The sequence below is a fragment of the Agrobacterium sp. CNPSo 3708 genome (assembly GCF_028674915.1).
In the GTDB taxonomy this organism is placed as follows: Bacteria; Pseudomonadota; Alphaproteobacteria; order Rhizobiales; family Rhizobiaceae; genus Agrobacterium; species Agrobacterium cavarae.
This window is the reverse complement of the sequence record NZ_JAQZSF010000006.1, coordinates 20,373-38,747: the sequence shown is the minus strand read 5'-3', so window position 1 is coordinate 38,747 and position 18,375 is coordinate 20,373. Positions and strand designations below refer to the sequence as shown.

General features: G+C 60.5%; 15 protein-coding genes. 5 read left to right on the top strand and 10 right to left on the bottom strand.

What is annotated here, in order from left to right:
* Positions 1-35: 35 nt before the first annotated feature.
* The 5 genes from PVA19_RS13855 to PVA19_RS13835 form a co-directional block, all read right to left on the bottom strand.
* Positions 36-704, bottom strand: a complete 669-nt coding sequence (locus PVA19_RS13855) for a methionine ABC transporter permease (RefSeq protein ID WP_113180931.1) — start codon at positions 702-704, stop codon at positions 36-38.
* Positions 694-1,734: a methionine ABC transporter ATP-binding protein gene (locus tag PVA19_RS13850; protein WP_113180948.1), complete on the bottom strand. Its 1,041-nt coding sequence runs from the start codon at positions 1,732-1,734 to the stop codon at positions 694-696. The genes PVA19_RS13855 and PVA19_RS13850 overlap by 11 nt, the downstream gene beginning before the upstream one ends.
* A 328-nt stretch (positions 1,735-2,062) precedes the next feature.
* Positions 2,063-2,695, bottom strand: a complete 633-nt coding sequence (locus PVA19_RS13845; RefSeq protein WP_274102973.1) for an NAD(P)H-dependent oxidoreductase — start codon at positions 2,693-2,695, stop codon at positions 2,063-2,065.
* Between the two features lie 142 nt (positions 2,696-2,837).
* A complete protein-coding gene (locus PVA19_RS13840; RefSeq protein WP_062427774.1) occupies positions 2,838-3,170 on the bottom strand; it encodes a DMT family transporter in 333 nt (110 codons plus the stop codon).
* A 143-nt stretch (positions 3,171-3,313) separates the two neighbouring features.
* On the bottom strand, positions 3,314-4,150 hold the full coding sequence (locus PVA19_RS13835; RefSeq protein ID WP_337993157.1) for an alpha/beta fold hydrolase: 837 nt from the start codon (positions 4,148-4,150) through the stop codon (positions 3,314-3,316).
* Between the two features lie 265 nt (positions 4,151-4,415).
* Here PVA19_RS13835 and PVA19_RS13830 point away from each other — a divergent pair, with 265 nt between their 5' ends.
* Positions 4,416-5,435 carry a GlxA family transcriptional regulator gene (locus tag PVA19_RS13830; RefSeq protein ID WP_274103304.1) on the top strand — a complete coding sequence of 340 codons (1,020 nt, stop codon included), beginning with the start codon at positions 4,416-4,418 and terminating at the stop codon, positions 5,433-5,435.
* A gap of 255 nt (positions 5,436-5,690) precedes the next feature.
* On the opposite strand, the gene xylA is transcribed toward PVA19_RS13830, so the two are convergent.
* From xylA to PVA19_RS13805, 5 genes are all read right to left on the bottom strand, one after another.
* Complete coding sequence (gene xylA, locus PVA19_RS13825; protein ID WP_113176467.1) at positions 5,691-7,001, bottom strand: xylose isomerase; 1,311 nt, start codon at positions 6,999-7,001, stop codon at positions 5,691-5,693.
* Positions 7,002-7,069: 68 nt separating this feature from the next.
* On the bottom strand, positions 7,070-8,524 hold the full coding sequence (gene xylB, locus PVA19_RS13820; RefSeq protein WP_062426196.1) for a xylulokinase: 1,455 nt from the start codon (positions 8,522-8,524) through the stop codon (positions 7,070-7,072).
* 81 nt (positions 8,525-8,605) lie between these two features.
* Positions 8,606-9,628, bottom strand: a complete 1,023-nt coding sequence (locus PVA19_RS13815) for a LacI family DNA-binding transcriptional regulator (RefSeq protein ID WP_062426197.1) — start codon at positions 9,626-9,628, stop codon at positions 8,606-8,608.
* 389 nt (positions 9,629-10,017) lie between these two features.
* Entirely contained in the window at positions 10,018-11,601 is a 1,584-nt protein-coding gene (locus tag PVA19_RS13810; RefSeq protein ID WP_062598958.1) for a DHA2 family efflux MFS transporter permease subunit, read from the bottom strand.
* Between the two features lie 33 nt (positions 11,602-11,634).
* The gene (locus PVA19_RS13805) at positions 11,635-12,861 is read right to left on the bottom strand and encodes an HlyD family secretion protein (protein ID WP_274102971.1); all 1,227 of its coding nucleotides are present in this window, start codon (positions 12,859-12,861) and stop codon (positions 11,635-11,637) included.
* A gap of 145 nt (positions 12,862-13,006) precedes the next feature.
* On the opposite strand from PVA19_RS13805, the gene PVA19_RS13800 reads away from it, so the two are divergent.
* From PVA19_RS13800 to gltX, 4 genes are all read left to right on the top strand, one after another.
* Complete coding sequence (locus tag PVA19_RS13800) at positions 13,007-13,678, top strand: TetR/AcrR family transcriptional regulator (RefSeq protein ID WP_062439304.1); 672 nt, start codon at positions 13,007-13,009, stop codon at positions 13,676-13,678.
* Between the two features lie 158 nt (positions 13,679-13,836).
* Complete coding sequence (locus PVA19_RS13795; protein WP_062424975.1) at positions 13,837-14,589, top strand: TerC family protein; 753 nt, start codon at positions 13,837-13,839, stop codon at positions 14,587-14,589.
* A gap of 280 nt (positions 14,590-14,869) precedes the next feature.
* The gene (locus tag PVA19_RS13790) at positions 14,870-16,642 is read left to right on the top strand and encodes an SLC13 family permease (protein WP_111850502.1); all 1,773 of its coding nucleotides are present in this window, start codon (positions 14,870-14,872) and stop codon (positions 16,640-16,642) included.
* A gap of 216 nt (positions 16,643-16,858) precedes the next feature.
* Positions 16,859-18,316, top strand: a complete 1,458-nt coding sequence (gene gltX / locus PVA19_RS13785; RefSeq protein ID WP_153311618.1) for a glutamate--tRNA ligase — start codon at positions 16,859-16,861, stop codon at positions 18,314-18,316.
* The last annotated feature ends 59 nt before the right edge of the window (positions 18,317-18,375 follow it).

Here is an 18,375-nt window from a genome sequence, read left to right as displayed (position 1 = left end):
TATCTCTGCGCGCGGGAAAAACCGCGCAGTTGAATTCAATTCTTGCGATTGCGCTTGTCGAAGCTGCGGGCCAGCGCGTCACCGGCGCTCTGCACCAGTTGCACCAGCACGATGAGGACGATGACCACCGCCAGCATCACATCCGGCATGAAGCGCTGATAGCCATAGCGAATGCCGAGGTCTCCCAGCCCACCGCCGCCGACGGCACCAACCATCGCCGAATAGCCGATGAGGCTGACGAGCGTGAGTGTGAGCGCCAGCGTGATGCCGGGCTTGGCTTCGGCCAGAAGCACCTTGGTGACGATCTGAAGCGGTGTCGCGCCCATGGCGCGCGCGGCCTCGATCAGCCCCTTGTCCACCTCGCGGATCGCCGCTTCCACCAGCCTTGCAATGAAGGGAACGGTCGCCACCGTCAGCGGCACGATGGCCGCATTTGTGCCGATCGAGGTTCCGGCAACAAGACGAGTGAAGGGAATGATCGCCACCACAAGAATGATAAAGGGCGTGGAGCGCGCGGCGTTGACGATGAAGCCGATAATGCGGTTCGTCACCGGTGCCTCGAACAGCTCGCCCTTGCCACTGGTGGCAAGGAAGATGCCGATCGGCAGGCCAAGCACGGAACCGACGATGCCGGAGACCGCCACCATATGCAGCGTCTGGATAAGCCCCTTGAGGAGAATGTTGAACAGCATATCAGGCGACATAGCCAAGCACCTCCGTCGTCAGACCCGTTTCGTCATAGACGCGTTTCGCCCGCGCCAGCACCTCCGGCGTTGCCGGATAGGAGACGACCAGCGAACCGAAGGGCGCACCGGCAATTTCCTCGATGGTGCCCGCCAGAATATTCACATCTGGGCCGATCTCGGCGACGAGACGTGCGGTCAAAGGCTGGAACGCCGTATCGCCGAAGAAGACGAGACGCACCAGAATACGGTCGCCGGCAGCCGGCTCGCTCTTCAAGCCAGACGTCACCCAATGCGGCAGCTTGACGCCGACGGCAGACGACAACAGGCTGCGCGTCGTTTCGTGGTGCGGATGGGTAAAGATATCGAAGGTGGAGCCCTGCTCGACGATCAGGCCCTTGTCGATGACGGCAACCTGCGAGGCGATGGTCTTCACCACCTCCATCTCATGGGTGATGAGAAGCACGGTCAGGCCAAGCTCGGCATTGATGCGCTTCAACAGTTCCAAGATCGATTGCGTCGTTTCCGGGTCGAGCGCAGACGTCGCCTCGTCGGAAAGCAGCAGCTTCGGCTCGGTGGCAAGCGCACGGGCAATGCCGACACGCTGCTTCTGGCCGCCGGAGAGTTCTGCCGGATAGCGCTTGGCCTTGTCGCCAAGACCGACGAGATCGAGCAGCGGCCCGACCTTGCGCTTGATATCGTCCTTGGAGACACCGGAGATTTCGAGCGGCAGCGCCACATTGTCGTAAGCGGTGCGCGACGACAGCAAATTGAAGTGCTGAAAGATCATGCCGACGGAGCGGCGAAGCGAGCGCAGGCCGCCCTCGTCGAGCGCGCCGACATCGACGCCATCCACCACCACCTTGCCGGATGTCGGCCGCTCCAGCCCGTTGACGAGCCGGATCATGGTGGATTTGCCGGCACCCGAGCGGCCGATGATGCCGGATATGCCGCCGCGTGGGACAACGAAATCCACGCCGGCAAGCGCGGTGAAGGCCGGCTCTTTGCCATTGCCGCCAAAGGTTTTCGTCACTGCCTCGAAGGCCACCATCGGGTCGGCTGTCGAGGTCGGGATCGGACGCTCTGCGCCCTTACTGATATCGGAATTCATGCCATTGCTCTTGAGGAAATTGTCTCTTCATTCCGGCGGATGGCCCGTCAGGCCACAACCGTTCATGCCGCCATCCGGCACATTCGACAATGAAAGACATCTGAGAGCATGGTCGACTTTCTGAAGACGATGGCTTTCACGCCGTTGCTAGGACGTTTCGGCCATCTGTGTATCGCATACATGCCCGTATGCGATACCGATTTATAGGCAGGATATTTCAATTATCCGCGAATGACGGAAAAATCTGCCCGAAGAGCGACGGTTGTCGTCACTCGACCTTGGTAACGAACTGATCCAGCGGGCGGCGGATCTTCTTCAGATTGGCCAGCCAGTCGCCCTCTTCCTGACGATAGCCGAGCGGCAGGATCGTCACCGAACGCAGGCCCTTCTCGCGAAGGCCGAGAATATCGTCCAGCTTGGCAGGCTCGAAACCTTCCATCGGCGTTGCATCCACACCTTCGAAGGCGGCTTGAGCCACAGCCATGCCGAAGGCGATATAGGCCTGGCGGGCGGCGTGCTCGAAGTTTTCTTTCGGATCACGATCCGGGTACATGCCAAGCAGGAACTGGCGGTACTTTTCCCAGCCCTCGTTCTTGAAGCCGCGTTCTTCGTTCGTCAGGTCAAACATGTGGTTGATGCGCTCTGGGGTGTAATTGTCCCAGGCGGCGAACACCAGGAGATGCGAACCATCGGTGATCTGTGCCTGGTTCCAGGCGATCTCCTGGATCTTGGCACGAACCTCAGGATTGGTGACGACGATGATTTCGAAGGGCTGAAGGCCGCTTGACGTCGGAGCCAGACGCGCCGCCTCGATGATGCGGTCCACCTTGTCCTCGGACACAGCCTTGGCAGGGTCCATCTTCTTCGTGGCATAACGCCAGTTCAGTTTATCGATCAGCATAGAAACTCCTTGGCGGGCCAGCCATGCGCGTCAATGCGCGGTCTGAAGCCCTTTGAAACGCAGATACAGATAGGGTCTGTTGCGCCGCACACAAGAAGGCACAGAAATGTAACCATGCGAATTTACAAGCGTTTGTGGCCGCTCAATGCACGGATGATTTCGACAGCAGATTGAGGATGAGCACACCGGCGAGGATGAATGCCATGCCGACAAAGCCCCAGAAATCTACGCGCTGGCCGAAGACGAACCATCCAAGTGTCGCCGTCAAGAGGATCCCGCCACCGGCCCAGATGGCGTAAGCCACACCCACCGGAATGCGATCGAGGATCATCGACAGGAAGAAGAAGGCAGCGCCATAGCCGATGACGACGGCGATGGAGGGGACGAGGACGGTGAACCCTTTCGATGCCTTGAGCGACATGGTCGCGACGACTTCGCTGATCACAGCAAGGGCGAGAATGGCATATGCGGGCATGGGCAATCTCCAATGGAAGAGACTGCTAAACATCAGAAATTGCAGCGCTCGTCACCATCACAGTTTCGTGATGCGCCAACGTTAAAACGACGAAGGGCCGCTGGCAGAGCATTTGCCCCGCCAGCGGCCCTTCGTTTAGGTTTTTACTTCTTGGCGAAGGCCAGAAGATCGGCGTTCAGCACGTCGGCGTTTACCGTCAGCATGCCGTGGGAGAAGCCCGGATAGGTCTTCAACTCACCATTCTTCAGAAGCTTGATCGACTTCTGAGCGGAGTCTGCGATCGGAACGATCTGGTCGTCTTCGCCATGCAGCACCAGCGTCGGAACGCCAATCGCCTTCAGGTCGTCCGTTTGGTCGGTTTCGGAAAACGCCTTGATGCCATCGTAATGGGCCTTCGCGCCGCCCATCATGCCCTGACGCCACCAATTCTGGATCACGCCTTCATACACCGTCGCACCATCGCGATTGAAGCCATAGAAGGGGCCAGCCGGAACATCACGGAAGAACTGTGCGCGGTTGGCGGCAAGTGCGGAACGGAAACCGTCGAAGACTTCGATCGGCAGACCTTCCGGATTGGCCTCGGTCTTCAGCATCAGCGGCGGAACGGCGGAGACCAGAACCGCCTTGGCAACGCGCCCTGCCGGTTCGCCATGCTTGGCCACATAGCGGGCAACTTCGCCACCGCCGGTGGAGTGGCCGATATGGATGGCATTCTTCAGGTCCAGCGCCTCGACTACGGCAAAGGCGTCGGCGGCGTAATGGTCCATGTCGTGACCTTCGGACACCTGCTCCGAGCGGCCATGTCCACGGCGGTCATGGGCAACGACGCGGTAGCCGTTGGCAAGAAAGAACAGCATCTGCGCGTCCCAGTCGTCGGAAGACAGCGGCCAGCCGTGGTGGAAGACAACCGGCTGCGCGTCCTTTGGACCCCAGTCCTTGTAGAAGATCTGCACGCCGTCTTTGGTGGTAACGTAACCCATGTTGATATCTCCTTGTGCTGAATTGGTTGCTGCAGAGGCGGATGAAAAATCGAGTGGCGAGAGTGCGGCGCCTGCAAGGGCGGCACCTCCGATCAAGACACTGCGCCTCGACACGAAAAAGCGGTTGGCGTCATTGGTTGTCCCTGGTTCCGTCATCGCGCTCTCCTGTCGGTGCCTGTCTGGTTGCTGTTGACTTGAACAAGCTAGCGCCTTGCTCTACACAAAACACGTGGCGCAAACGACTTTATAGAAGGCAAAAGTGACAATGGTGCAAATGCTGGAAAAAGGTGTCGAGACGGACGTCCCGAAGACCGTCGATACGAATATCAGCACTATCGAAATTGCGCTACTCATCTATCCCGACTGTCAGCTGGCTGCGATCTACGGGCTGACCGATCTCTTCAGCCTCGCCTCCAGCTGGGCGATGGCGCTGGAAGGTCGCGCGGGTGAAACCGGCATCCGCATCAGCCATTGGAAGATGGAAAGCGACACGGTCTCGTGCATCTGGGACTCGCATCCGGGCGAGCCCCATGCGCTGCGCTACGTCATCGCGCCGCCCAGCATCGTCATGCCGGAGAAGATGCAGAGCATGACGCCCGCCTCGCAGTGGCTGTCAGCGCAACATGCCGAAGGCGTGACGGTCTGCTCGGTCTGTGCCGGCGCTTTTGTGCTGGCCGGAACCGGCCTCATCAATGGACGCCGCGCCACCACCCACTGGGCCTTTGCCGACAGGCTGTCAGAGCGCTTTCCCGGCATCGATGTAGCGCCCGACAACATGATCATCGACGACGGCGACGTGATCACCGCAGGCGGCATTCTCGCCTGGGCCGATCTCGGCCTGCTGCTCGTCGAAAAACTTCTCGGCCAGACGGTGATGCTGGAGACCGCCCGCTTTCTCATCGTCGATCCGCCGCGCGCCAGCCAGGCTCGCTACAAGGCCTTCCTGCCACGCTTCGACCATGGCGATCGCGAGGTGCTGCAGATCCAGCACCAGTTCCACGCCACCCCGGAATTGCAAAAGAGCGTTGGCGAACTGGCAGACGGCGTGAACCTCTCGGAGCGCACCCTGCAACGCCGCTTCTTCCGCGCCACGAAACTGAAGCTCACCGAGTATCACCAGAATGTCCGCATCATGAAGGCGCGGCAACTGCTCGAAACCACCAACGGCTCCATCGAATCCATCGCCTGGTCCGTCGGCTACACCGACCCCGCCGCCTTTCGCAAGATTTTCGGACGGCTGACGGGGACGACGCCGAATGTCTATCGGGGGGATGTGCGGGTTTGAGATCCTCGCGCTATTGGAGGCGCGTGCGGAAGAGTTGGTCTGAAGAATCGACCCTCATTCCTGTGCTTGTCACAGGAATCCAGTCAGACCAAGTCTTTGGTCTGGAAGGGCCTCTTTTCGCCGCGCAGACGCGCGTCGGCTGGATTCCTGTGACAAGCACAGGAATGAGGAGGAGAAAGCGCATCAACGGCTTCACCCCGAACGCACGTCCGGGGTGAAACAATCGCAACAGCCGGCTCTCACCGGCACAACGCCTCAGACGTAGCGGTTGACAACGTTTTCGAGATATTCCTGGCGGCCGGATTTCGGCTCGGGGTTGATGTTTTCCCGCTCCACCTTGGCCGCAATCTCGTCCAGCTTCATTTCGCCGCGCAGCATCTTCTGGGCTTCCGGCTGGTCCCACTTGGCGTAGCGCTCAGCAAGCGGCTTGGAGAGCGCGCCGTCTTCCACCATCTTCGCCGCAGCCTTCAGGCCACGCGCGCAGCAATCCATGCCGCCGATATGGCCGATCAGCAGATCTTCCGGATCGAGCGACTGGCGACGCAGCTTGGAGTCGAAGTTGGTGCCGCCGGTGGTGAAGCCGCCGGCCTGCAGGACCTGGTAATAGGCCAGCGCCATCTCCGGGACGTTGTTGGGGAACTGGTCGGTATCCCAACCGGACTGGTAGTCGTTGCGGTTCATATCGATGGAGCCGAAGATGCCGAGCGTGTTTGCAAGCGCCAGCTCATGCTCGAAAGTGTGGCCGGCAAGGATCGCGTGGCCCTGCTCGATATTCATCTTCACTTCGTTTTCGAGGCCATACTTCTTCAGGAAGCCATAGACGGTCGCGACGTCGTAATCATACTGGTGCTTGGTCGGCTCCTGCGGCTTCGGCTCGACCAGGATCGTGCCCTTGAAGCCGATCTTGTACTTGTATTCCACGACCATGTGCAGCATGCGCGCCATCTGGTCGAACTCTCTGGAGAGGTCGGTGTTGAGCAGCGTCTCGTAACCTTCGCGGCCGCCCCACAGGACATAGTTCTCGCCGCCGAGCTTCATCGTGGCGTCCATGCAGGTCTTGATGGTGGCTGCCGAATAGGCAAACACATCCGGATCCGGATTGGTGGAGGCGCCGGACATGAAGCGGCGGTTGGAGAAGAGGTTCGCCGTGCCCCAGAGAAGCTTGACGCCGGTCTCTTCCTGCTTCTTCTGCAGGTAGTCGACGATCTCGTTGAGGTTCTTGGTGCTTTCCGCAAAGGTCTTGCCTTCCGGACGCGCATCCGCATCGTGGAAGCAGTAATAGGGCGCGCCGAGCAGGCTGAACATTTCGAACGCCACATCGGCCTTCAGCTTGGCCTTCTGCATGTCATCGCCAAACCATGGGCGGTCGAAGGTGCGTCCGCCGAAGGGATCGCTGCCCTCCCAGGCAAAGGAATGCCAGTAGGCGACCGCAAAGCGCAGATGGTCTTCCATGCGCTTGCCGGCGACGATCTCATCGGGGTTGTAGTGGCGGAAGGCCAGCGGATTGGTGCTGTCCGGGCCTTCATATTTGACCTTGGCGATATCGCCGAAAAATCCAGTGCTCATCGTTGCTTCTCCCTTGGTGGTGTGTGGTTAGCGGCGTTGAAGGGTGTGGTTCACCCCCCTTTCTACGCCTAATGCGACAGCGGCTTGATCGCCGGATAGAGCGCGCGGTACCGCGCATAAGCCTCTTCATAGGCGCCTGACAGCGCTGCCACCGGCTCGATGGTTTCTTCCGTTTCCGGCTGCGTGCAGACGGCAACCGGATCAGCCCCCGTCGCCGCAATCAGGCCGAGACGGGCGGCGCCAAAGGCCGCGCCGAAATCGCCTTCCGCCGGAATGTCGACCGGCACGCCGAGCGAGGTGGCAATCGAGGCCAGCCAATAGCGCGAACGCGATCCGCCGCCGATGGCGGTGACGCGCGAGATCGAGGTGCCAGCCGATTTCAGCGCCTCGAGATTGTCGCGGATCGCAAAGGTCACGCCTTCAAGTACGGCCTGCGTCAGCGCCTTGCGGTCGCTTTCATGCGAAAGGCCGATGAAGGAGCCGCGAATGGCCGCGTCATTGTGCGGGGTGCGTTCGCCCGAGAGATAGGGCGCGAAGGTGACGCCGGTTGGCGCTTGCAGGTCGTCGCCCAACTCGCTGGAAAGTTCGGACGCGGATTTGCCGGCAATGCCGGAGTACCAGTTGAGCGCATCGGTGGCCGACAGGATCACGCCCATCTGGTGCCAGGTGTTGGGCAGCGCGTGGCAGAAGGCGTGAACCGCGCTCTCCGGCTTCGGCAGATAGGAGGCATTGGCAGCAAAGAGCACGCCCGAGGTGCCGAGAGACACAAAGGCATGGCCTTCGGCAACCGTGCCCATGCCGCAGGCGGATGCGGCATTGTCGCCAGCGCCACCGGCCACGACGACCTTGCCGGAAATACCCCAGGCGGAGGCAAGCTCGGAGCGAAGCACGCCCGCCTCATCGGTGCCCTCCACCAGAGACGGCATATGCTTCTCATCCAGATCGGTAGCCGCCAGCAGCTCGGACGACCACTTGCGCGCGCCCGTATCCAGCCAGGAGGTGCCGGCGGAGTCCGACATTTCCGAGATGTACTCGCCCGTCAGCCACAGGCGCAGATAATCCTTCGGCAGCAGCACCTTAGCGACCTTGGCAAAAATCTCCGGCTCGTTGTTCTTCACCCAGACGAGCTTCGGCGCGGTGAAGCCCGGAAAGACGATATTGCCGGTAATCTGGCGAAAGCGGGGGTCCGCATCGAGCTTCGCAGCTTCGGCGTAAGAGCGCGTATCGTTCCACAGGATCGAGGGGCGAAGAACGTCACCACTCGCATCGATCAGCGTCGCGCCATGCATCTGGCCGGAAAGACCGATGCCCTTGACCGCCGAAAGCTCGGCGGGAAATTTCGCCTTCAGCCCGGCGATCGCCGTTTCGGTCGCCTTGATCCAGTGGGCCGGATCCTGCTCCGACCAGCCGTGATGCGGACGCGAAATGTCCAGCGCGCCATTGGCCGAACCGATGACCGTCTGATCGCCATCGATCAGCAGCGCCTTGACGCCGGATGTTCCAAGATCAAGACCGAGATACATATCGTCCTCCAAGATGGGATGTGATGGGGCTGGCACAGTTGAAGCCGGGCCGCGCCCGAAACGGGTTCAAACAAAGAGTGCTCAAGGGAGATTGTCCCTCAGGAATATGTCGATACGGATACGCTCCTGCGCCTCGATGACGGTAAGCCCATCGGCGCGGGCTTTCAGCACGCGGATCGCGCTGCGCACCTCGTGGCCGGCATCCTGGTTCAGCACGGCATCCAGCACGCCGTCGCGAAGTGCTGCCGCGGTCGTGTCGTTCAGCTCATGGGCAATGACGCACGGCCGGAAGCCATCATGGGCCTTCAGCGCCCGGATCAGACCACGATTGCCGGCACCGAGGCTATAGAGCCCGGCAAGCCTCGGATTGTCGCGCAGAGTGTCTGCGACCAGCGCGTCCACCCTTTCGGCATCGTCGCGCCCCTCCAGAACCGGACGGATGGAAAGATGCGGAAACTCCGCCTCGATCACACCTTCGAAGCCGGTCAGACGCTCGCGGTGATCCTTCACCAGCATGGAGCCCGCCAGAACCGCGATCTCTGCCGTCTCTCTTGGCAGGAAGCGACCCATCAGGCTTGCCGCCGTGCGGCCTGCCGCGGCATTGTCGACACCGGCGAAATGGTCGCGCTTGGAGCCCGTCAGATCCGACACCAACGTCACGACGGCAATACCGCTGTCAGCCAAACGATCCGTCGCCTCGACCACGTCCTCGGAATCGATCGCGACAAAGGCGACGCCCGAAGGCTTTTCCAGCCGGGCCACATCCAGCGCCTGGGTGAGTGCCGCCGCATCGAAGGGCGGTACCTCGATGATGCGGATCGAGGTGCGCTCCACATAGGAGCGCGAGGCCGCACACCTCACCTCGTTGCGAAGCCCCGCCATGAAGGAATTGTCGTTGTTGGGAAGAATGAAGACCAGCGCATAGCTGCGCCCCTTGGCGAGGTTGGCGGCTGCGATATCGCGCACATAGCCAAGCTCGGAAATCGCCGCCTCCACCTTGGCGCGGGTCAGCTGATGCACGCCCGGACGCAGGTTGATCACCCGGTCGACGGTGGCGAGACTGACCCCGGCCTTTGACGCAATATCGTGAACTGTCGGCTTCATGTTTCCTCCCGCGCACCGTCATAGAGGAGTTTCTGAGGTACGTAAATCAGAAAATGATGTACGTACCTCATGAATGGGTTACGGATTGGTCGCTTGAGCGGTCGGCGTTCTTTGTTCTGCTGTGTTTCGGTTCGTTGCAGGCAGCCCGCCATACACTCTGCGTCATCCTCGTGCTTGACCCGAGGATCCACAAGCCATTGAAACTGTTGGGAACCATGGATCCTCGGGTCAAGCCCGAGGATCACGGCAGAGTGTGGAACGCTCGTCGTGACAGACCCGCGACAACATCTAAGGCGTGTCATTGTCCCCGAAGAAAACACTCCCAACCCAAACAAAAAGGGGCCACCGTTTCCGGTGACCCCACATGCGCTGCGGTGGATAGGTGAAACTCAGTGGGCGGCATCGGGCGGCGGGGCCGCCTTCGGCTTTTTGATCAGCACCGTCAGGAAGATCAGCCCGGTGAACAGGAAGGTCAAAAGCAGGAACACATCGGCAAAGGCCAGGATCCACGCCTGCTGCGACACCACGCCGACAAGCTTCTTGATCGCCACCGACGCGCCGTCGAGGCCGTAGGAGTCGTAATTGCCGCCGACATTGTTCAGCCAGTCGAGGGCTGCCGGATTGCCGTAATTCACATGCTCGGCAATGCGGACATAGTGGTCGTCGGTGCGCTGGCTGAGCACGGTATTGATGATGGCAAGACCGACCGCACCGCCCAAGTTACGCGTGAGGTTGAAGAGACCGGATGCGTTCTTGATGCGGGCGGGCGGAAGCGTGCCGAGCGCGATGTTGTTGATCGGCACCATGCACATCATGAGGCCGAAACCGCGCAGGATTTGCGGGATCAGAAGCTCGTTGAAATCCCAGTCGGCCGTCACATGCGTCATGATCCAGGTGCCCGCCGCAAAGCTGATGAAACCGATCGCCATCATCACCCGCGGATCGAGCTTGGCCGAAAGCCGCCCTGCAATCGGTGCGGTGAAGAACATGGTCAGACCCGAAACGAACATCGTCTCGCCGATCATCAGCGCATCATAGCCGCGCACGCGCCCCAGATAGAGCGGATAGAGATAGGTCAAGCCGTAAAGGCCGATACCCATGACGAAGGAAAACAGCGAGCCGATGGAGAAGTTTCGGTCGGCAAAGGCGCGCAGATCCACCACCGGGAAATCCACCTTGAAGGCCCGCCAGAAGAACACCACCGCACCGATCGTCATGGCAATCGCCGCAATGACGATATTCTCGTCATTGAACCAGTCGTTATTGTTGCCCTCTTCCAGCACATATTCCAGCGAACCGAGGAAGACGCCCATGGAGATCAGACCCCACCAGTCGAACTTCTTCCACAGCGAGGCCTCCGGCTTGTCGAAGTCGATGAACGTCCAGGTCACGATGGTGACGATGATGCCGGGAATGATGTTGACGAGGAACAGCCAGTGCCAGGAAAAGGCATTGGAGAGATAACCGCCAACCGTCGGCCCGATGGTGGGCGCAAGCGTTGCGACAAGGCCGATGATCGGCGACACGATCGGGCGCTTGGAGGGCGGGAAGATGGTAAAGGCCGCGGCAAAGACCGACGGGATCATGCCGCCGCCGATAAAGCCCTGAATGGCACGATAGACGATCATCTGGTCGATATTCGTCGCGGTCGCGCAAAGCGCACTGGAGAGCGTAAAGCCCGCCGCACAGGTGGCAAACAGCACGCGTGTGGAGAGGATGCGCGCCAGCGTCCCAGACAGCGGAATCATGATGACTTCCGCAATCAGGTAGGATGTCTGCACCCAGGCGATTTCATCCGAACCGGCACCGAGGCCGGCCTGGATTTCGGCAAGCGAGGCCGAAACGATCTGAATGTCGAGGATCGACATGAACATGCCGAAGACCATGGCGAAGAACGCGATCAGGCGTCTGCGGTCCATCGGCGGATCGACGGCGGCCGTGGTGCCGCCGCTCATGCTGGCTGTAGCCGCCATAATGCTTGTCCCTACCTTGATCCGGGCTGCCGGTTACTTGGACTGGTTCTGGGCTGCCTGGGTGTCGGCCGGCTTTGGTGCCGTGCGCGTGTCGACATCGACGACGACGCTCAGGCCCGCACGCAGGTGATGCTTGTCGATATCTTCCTTGGAAAGAACGACACGCACCGGCACGCGCTGGATCACCTTGGTGAAGTTGCCCGTGGCGTTTTCCGGCGGCAGCATGGAGAAGACCGAGCCGGATGCCGGCGAGATCGACTGCACCGTGCCTTCGATGGCGTCATCATCGAACGCATCCACATGCACCTTCACCTTGGAACCGGGCACGACGCGTGCGAGCTGCGTTTCCTTGAAGTTGGCATCGACATAGAGCTCGTTCATCGGCACGAGCGATGCCAGGCGCTTGCCCGCAGAGACGAGATCGCCCGTCTGCACCGAAAGATTGCCGATCACGCCATCATAGGGCGCGCGAAGAACGGTGAAGGAAAGATCGCGGGCTGCCTTGTCACGCGCCAGTTCCAGCTGCTTGATCGAGCCTTCGGCCTCTTTGCGCTGCGCCTTCAGGAGCTGGATATTGGCCTCGGCCGCAACCACATTCGCCTGACCGGCAGCAAGATTGGCCTTGGCCTGCTCAAGCGAAATGCGGGCATTGTCGGCGGATGCGGCGGTGCCGACATCCTTGGACTGCAGCTCGGTAGCACGCTTGTTGTTGATCTCGGCACCCTGCAGGGCTGCGTCGAGCGCGCCCTTCTGGGCAGAGGCCTGGGCAAGAGCCGCCTCGCCGCCTGCGATCTGCGCGTCGATGCGGTTCAGCGAAAGCTGCTGAGTGGCAAGCTGCGCCTCGGCCTGCTCCAGCGCCAGGCGATAATCGCCGTCATCCAGCGTCACCAGCGGATCGCCCGCCTTTACCTGCTGGTTGGCGACGACATCCACCTTCGCCACATAGCCGGATACCTTGGGAGATATGACCGCAATATCGCCATGCACATAGGCGTCGTCGGTCGACACCATGAAGCGGCCGGTCGTCCAGTAGTCGTAGCCATACCAGGCGGCACCGGCCAGAAGCGCAATACCGAAGATCGGCAGAAGGAAGGACTTGCCCTTCTTCTTCTGCACCGGCGGCTGCACGGGCGCTGCGGCCTTGGGGGCCTCTGCCGGACGGTTTTCTTCAGTGCGGGCTTCAGCCTGAGCTGCGGTCTGGACTTCTGCTTCTTCCGACGTATTGATCGCCCGGACAGCGCCACTCTTTTGAGACGACATGGTAGACACCTGGTTATACGAAATTAATTGAACTGAACCGTTCGGTTCGATTGACATAATCGCTTTTACACCACATATCAAGTGGCATCGAACCGCCCGGTTCGATATGTTGAACCGGGGGTTAACCGCAATCGGACGAAAGACGATGACAGACAAGGTAATCGAGGATGCAAGTTCGACCACCGCTTCAGGTGGGCGCTTTGCTGCGGGTGAAGACCCGTCCAAGCGTGAACAGATCCTCGATGGCGCGTGGCGCATGTTCAAGCAAAAGGGCTTCGACGCCGCCAGCATGAACGATATTACCCGGGAAGCTGGCGTTTCCAAGGGGACGATCTACGTTTACTTCGCCAATAAGGAAGAGTTGTTCGCCGCTTTGATCGACCGCCATCGCAGCGAATTTGCTGACTCCATGCGCGACATTCTGGCCGGGACCGAAGAGGTGCGCGATGGCCTGAGGCAGTTTGGAACGGCCTTTGCGAACCGTCTGGTATGCACTGACATGATCCCTGCCATGCGCTCACTGCTTGGCGTCATCGACCGTATGCCCAAGCTTTCGCGACGGTTCTTCAGTTCCGCGCCCAACAATATCAGGATCGTTCTGGAAGAGTTCATCCGCCATCATATTGAAAACGGCAGCCTCCAGGTTGACGATGTGGAATTGGCCGCGCGCCAGTTCATCGAACTTTCCACCGGCACGTTCTTTAAATATCGCCTGTTTGGTGAACTCGAAGGCCCCGTTCCCGACGAAGAGTTGGAGCGCGTGATCTCCAGCGCCATCCGCGTCTTCATGGCCGCTTACGGAACAAAAGCCGCCTGAAGCCATTCATCCTTCCGAGTTAGTCTAAAGCGCCGCCGGGAACCTCTCCTGACGGCGCTTTTGACATGCTTGCGTCGCAACTTATTCGTTATAGATTGCCCATTATCTGCGTTATCACCGTCGAATAATAACCTTCAGTTGAAAGGAAGTCCGGCCCGATGGAGTCCATCGTCCCTCTCTTGTCAGATCCCACCGCATGGGTGGCGCTCGTCACCCTCATCGTCATGGAGGTGGTGCTGGGTATCGACAACCTGATCTTCATCTCGATCCTGACCAACAAGCTGCCGGAAAACCAGCGGGAAAAGGCACGGCGCATCGGTATCGGTCTGGCGCTCGTCATGCGTCTTGGACTGCTCGGCACCGTCGCCTGGATCGTGCAGCTCACAGAGCCGGTCTTCGAAGTCTTCGGCCAGCCCTTCTCCTGGAAGGACATCATTCTCATCGTCGGCGGTCTCTTCCTCGTCTGGAAGGCCACCAAGGAAATCCACCACAACGTGGACCCGATCGATCACAAGGAAGACATGGTTGGCGGCAAGGTTGCCATCACCAGCTTCTCGTCTGCCATCGTCCAGATCCTGCTTCTCGACCTGGTTTTCTCGGTGGACAGCATCATCACCGCAGTCGGCATGACCCCTCACGTGCCGATCATGGTCGTTGCCGTCGTCTTTGCCGTCACCGTCATGCTGCTCGCCGCAACCCCGCTTGCCAACTTCATCGAGCGCAACCCGACGGTCGTCATGCTGGCGCTCGCCTTCCTGCTGATGATCGGCACGACGCTGATTGCCGAAGGCATGGGCTTCCATGTGCCGAAGGGCTACGTCTATGCCGCCATGGCGTTTTCGGCGCTGGTGGAAGTGCTCAACATCGTCTCCCGCAATTCCAAGCGCAAGAAGAGCAGCACCCTGCATTGATGCTGTGAAGACATCCCTGGAGCCCGCACCCGCTGCGGGCTCCAGCTTAAACTCAAGGCTGAACACGGCGCTCGCGCCTCAAGGCTGAGAGACAAGCAACCTCAAAGACTTGTCCAAGGGCACGCCCGGATACAGCATGCACGGCGCCGCGTTCACCGCACGCCCGCAAAACCCGCAAAACCGGCAGGAACAAGTGGCACAGCGCCCGCGTTCTTGATGCACCCTTCCCGGGTCATCCCCGCATTGTCCAATGGCAATGCCCTCCTGAAAGTACCCCCGCATGACCACAGAGCAGATCCTGGCCTTCACCGTGATTGCCGGGATGATGGTGGCCTTCATGTGGGACAGGTTCCGCTACGACGTGGTGGCCTGTAGCGCGCTTCTGGTGGCTGTTGCCGTCGGTGTCGTTCCCTTCGACAAGGCCTTTTCTGGCTTCTCCGACGATATCGTCATCATCGTCGGCAGCGCGCTGATCGTCAGTTCCGCTGTGGCGCGTTCCGGCATCGTCGATTTCATCATCAAGCGCTATTTGCCGGAAATGCGCTCCAAGGGCCTGCAACTGGCTTTTCTCATGGTGACCGTTGCCATCATGTCGGCCTTCATCAAGAACATCGGCGCGCTCGCCATCATGATGCCGGTCGCCTTCCAGTTTGCCCGCAAGTCCGGCAGCCCCGTCTCTTTCTATCTGATGCCGATGGCCTTTTCCGCCCTTCTCGGCGGCTTGATGACGCAGATCGGCACCTCGCCCAACATCGTCGTGTCGCGCCTTCGCGAGGAGATGACCGGCCAAAGCTTCAGCATGTTCGATTTCACCCCCGTCGGCCTTGCGCTGACGGTCGTCGGCATTCTCTTCCTCACCGTCGGCTATCGTCTTCTGCCGGTGCGGGCAAAGCAGCAGGCCTCTGTGGAAGATATTCTCGACCAGGCAAGCTACACCGCCGAAGCCACACTTTCGCCCGACAGCGTGCTCGTCGACAAGCCGCTGCGCGAACTCCTGCGTCTTGGCGACGGGGACGTGATTGCCAGAACCATTCTGCGTGGCCCCCGTCGCATCTCGCCCTTTCCCGATGTGACGTTGAAGGCTGGCGACACCGTGATGCTGGAAGGCAGCCCGGAAGGCCTCGACCGGATGGTGTCGCAGGCAAACCTCATACTCTCGGGCAAGCCGCTCACCGACAAGGGCGAAAAGGTCGTCGATCTCATCTCCATGGAAGCCGTCATCAGCAACGATTCCCACCTGAACGGCATGTCGGCACGCGAACTGGCGCTTTCCTATACGCGCGGCGTCAATCTGATTGCCGTGTCACGGCGCGGTCAGCGTGTCAGCGAACGCCTGAGCGATCTGACGCTGAAGGCGGGAGACGTGCTGTTGTTGCAGGGCAGCCGCAAGAACGTGCCGCTGATGCTGCAGGAGTTTTCGCTGCTGCCGCTTGCCCAGCGCGAAATCCTGCTTGGCGTCAAGCGCCGCGCCTTCATGCCGCTGATCGTGCTCGCCGCCGCCATGATTGCCGCCGGCAGCGGCTTGGTGCCGGTCTCGGTTGCCTTCTTCGCCGCTGCCTTCCTGATGATCGTGGTCGGCGCCATCCCGCTGACGGAAGTCTACAAGTCCGTGGATGGCCCGATCCTGGTCATGCTCGCCGCCCTCATTCCCGTCAGCGACAGCCTGAGAACCACAGGCGCCAGCGAGTTGATTGCCCACTGGCTTGGCAGCGTCGCCCATGGTCTTCCGCCCTTTGCCGCACTTGGCATGATCCTGCTCACCGCAATGGCGGTGACGCCCTTCCTGAACAATGCCGCCACCGTTCTGGTGATGGCGCCGATTGCAGCAGGCTTTGCCACCACGCTCGGCTTTCGACCCGAAGCCTTCCTGATGGCCGTCGCCATCGGTGCCGGTTGCGACTTCCTCACCCCCATCGGCCACCAGTGCAACACGCTTGTCATGGGACCGGGGGGTTACCGTTTCAGCGATTATCCGCGCCTTGGCCTTCCGCTCTCCTTCATCATCGTCATCGTCAGCATTCCCATGCTGCTGTACGTCTGGCCGGTGTCCTGAGGGGCCTGACCCCGGCACCACCGGCAAGACAGCACAACAGTCTTTTCTTGACGCCTGCGGCGGAATGTGGCCTAAGCCATGCCCAATGGGATGGTGTGAAATGGCGCTTGATCCAACGCCTGTTTTTGCCAATCCTGCCGCATCCAACGTCAATTTCGCTGACAACAGGCTGATTTCAGCCTTGCGTCGCTGCAACGTCACGACGAGTGAATTTCAATGACCACTTCCGGCGTCCGCGTCCGTATTGCCCCTTCCCCCACCGGCGAGCCGCATGTCGGCACGGCCTATATCGCGCTCTTCAACTATCTCTTCGCCAAGAAACACGGCGGCGAGTTCATTCTGCGCATCGAAGATACCGATGCCACGCGCTCCACGCGCGAATATGAAGAGAAGGTTCTGGAAGCGCTGAAATGGACCGGCCTGACCTGGTCGGAAGGCCCGGATGTCGGTGGCCCCTACGGCCCCTACCGCCAGTCCGAGCGCAAGGACATGTACTGGCCCTACGCTGAGGAGCTGCTCGACAAGGGCCACGCCTTCCGCTGTTTCTGCACCCCGCAGCGCCTGGAAGAAATGCGCGAGGCACAGCGCGCCGCCGGCAAGCCGCCGGGCTATGATGGTCTTTGCCTTCACCTGAAGGCGGAAGAAGTCACCGCCAAGATGGCTGCGGGCGAGCCTTCCGTCGTGCGCATGAAGATCCCGACCGAAGGCTCCTGCGATTTCCATGACGGCGTCTATGGCGATGTCTCGATCCCGTGGGAATCGGTCGACATGCAGGTGCTAATCAAGGCCGACGGCATGCCGACCTATCACATGGCAAACGTCATCGACGACCATCTGATGAAGATCACCCATGTGGCGCGCGGCGAAGAGTGGCTGGCATCGGTGCCAAAGCACATTCTGCTCTATCGCTATTTCGGCTGGCAGGAGCCGGTGTTCATGCATCTCTCCCTGATGCGCAACGCCGACAAGTCGAAGCTTTCCAAGCGCAAGAACCCGACCTCGATCTCCTACTATTCCGCGCTCGGCTATCTGCCGGAAGCGCTGATGAACTTCCTTGGCCTGTTCTTCATCCAGATCGCCGAAGGCGAAGAGCTGCTGTCGATGGACGAACTGGCTGCGAAATTCGATCCGGACGCGCTTTCCAAGGCCGGCGCGATCTTCGACATTCAGAAGCTCGACTGGCTGAACGGTCGCTGGCTGCGCGAAAAGCTTTCGCCGGAAGAATTCATTGCCCGCACGCTGGAATGGGCGATGGAGAACCAGCGCCTGACCGAAGGCCTGAAGCTCTCCCAGAGCCGTGTCTCCAAGCTTGGCGAACTGCCTAATCTCGCAGGCTTCCTTCTCTCTGGCGACGTGGGCCTGACACCGGCCTCCTTTGCCGGGCTGAAGAGCAAGCCGGAAGAGATCCTCGAGATCCTGACGACCGTTGCTACCGATCTGGAAAAGATGCCGGACTGGAACGTCGAAGCCATCGAAGCGGAACTGCGCGATGTGGCCGAGCGCACAGGCAAGAAGCTGCGCGTCGTCACGCCGCCGCTTTTCGTCGCCATGTCCGGCTCCTCGCGCTCGCTGCCGCTCTTCGATTCCATGGCGCTGCTCGGCCGCTCCGTCGTGCGCCAGCGCCTGAAGGCCGCCATCACCGTCGTCACGACGATGGTTGGCGCTGCGGGCTAAGGTCGATAAGGTCGCGCCGGGTCTGAGGGGCTCAGGGTAGGCGGCAACGCCACCCCACC

What these genes read in the sequence shown, in the direction of transcription:
- PVA19_RS13855 (WP_113180931.1), bottom strand. Translation starts at nt 704, where the DNA reads ATGTCGCCTGATATGCTGTTCAACATTCTCCTCAAGGGGCTTATCCAG.
- PVA19_RS13850 (WP_113180948.1), bottom strand. Translation starts at nt 1,734, where the DNA reads ATGGTGGCCTTCGAGGCAGTGACGAAAACCTTTGGCGGCAATGGCAAA.
- PVA19_RS13845 (WP_274102973.1), bottom strand. Translation starts at nt 2,695, where the DNA reads ATGCTGATCGATAAACTGAACTGGCGTTATGCCACGAAGAAGATGGAC.
- PVA19_RS13840 (WP_062427774.1), bottom strand. Translation starts at nt 3,170, where the DNA reads ATGCCCGCATATGCCATTCTCGCCCTTGCTGTGATCAGCGAAGTCGTC.
- PVA19_RS13835 (WP_337993157.1), bottom strand. Translation starts at nt 4,150, where the DNA reads ATGGGTTACGTTACCACCAAAGACGGCGTGCAGATCTTCTACAAGGAC.
- PVA19_RS13830 (WP_274103304.1), top strand. Translation starts at nt 4,416, where the DNA reads ATGGTGCAAATGCTGGAAAAAGGTGTCGAGACGGACGTCCCGAAGACC.
- xylA (WP_113176467.1), bottom strand. Translation starts at nt 7,001, where the DNA reads ATGAGCACTGGATTTTTCGGCGATATCGCCAAGGTCAAATATGAAGGC.
- xylB (WP_062426196.1), bottom strand. Translation starts at nt 8,524, where the DNA reads ATGTATCTCGGTCTTGATCTTGGAACATCCGGCGTCAAGGCGCTGCTG.
- PVA19_RS13815 (WP_062426197.1), bottom strand. Translation starts at nt 9,628, where the DNA reads ATGAAGCCGACAGTTCACGATATTGCGTCAAAGGCCGGGGTCAGTCTC.
- PVA19_RS13810 (WP_062598958.1), bottom strand. Translation starts at nt 11,601, where the DNA reads ATGGCGGCTACAGCCAGCATGAGCGGCGGCACCACGGCCGCCGTCGAT.
- PVA19_RS13805 (WP_274102971.1), bottom strand. Translation starts at nt 12,861, where the DNA reads ATGTCGTCTCAAAAGAGTGGCGCTGTCCGGGCGATCAATACGTCGGAA.
- PVA19_RS13800 (WP_062439304.1), top strand. Translation starts at nt 13,007, where the DNA reads ATGACAGACAAGGTAATCGAGGATGCAAGTTCGACCACCGCTTCAGGT.
- PVA19_RS13795 (WP_062424975.1), top strand. Translation starts at nt 13,837, where the DNA reads ATGGAGTCCATCGTCCCTCTCTTGTCAGATCCCACCGCATGGGTGGCG.
- PVA19_RS13790 (WP_111850502.1), top strand. Translation starts at nt 14,870, where the DNA reads ATGACCACAGAGCAGATCCTGGCCTTCACCGTGATTGCCGGGATGATG.
- gltX (WP_153311618.1), top strand. Translation starts at nt 16,859, where the DNA reads ATGACCACTTCCGGCGTCCGCGTCCGTATTGCCCCTTCCCCCACCGGC.